The organism is Sulfitobacter sp. CW3 (assembly GCF_019392245.1).
In the GTDB taxonomy this organism is placed as follows: domain Bacteria; phylum Pseudomonadota; class Alphaproteobacteria; order Rhodobacterales; family Rhodobacteraceae; genus Sulfitobacter.
In genome coordinates this window covers 1-262 of record NZ_JAHXRL010000334.1, presented here as the reverse complement: position 1 = coordinate 262, position 262 = coordinate 1, and the positions used below count along the sequence as shown (strand labels likewise).

Annotated in this window: 1 protein-coding gene; it reads right to left on the bottom strand. The window is 43.1% G+C overall.

What is annotated here, in order from left to right; all coding sequences use genetic code 11:
- On the bottom strand, positions 1-262 hold a 262-nt coding region (locus KZZ06_RS21305; RefSeq protein ID WP_219581932.1), incomplete at both ends, for a hypothetical protein.

Genomic DNA, 262 nt, shown 5'->3' with positions numbered 1-262 from the left:
GCAAATCCATTGCATCGATTGCAATTATGTTGTTGTTCGTATTTGAGTTATACAGCGCGCTATCCAATTGAAGATTGGCAAAGTTTGCGAACGTATTTTGCACACTAATATCGTTCGCTTGCACCGCCCCATCGGCAGCACTCGCCGACAAAGCCAAAATGCCGTATCCGTTATAGGCTATTTGCCCCAAGTGAATGCTGTTGTCTTGAATATGCTGCCCGGTATATACGTTGTTTGTGCTATTAAAAAATATGCCAGCATA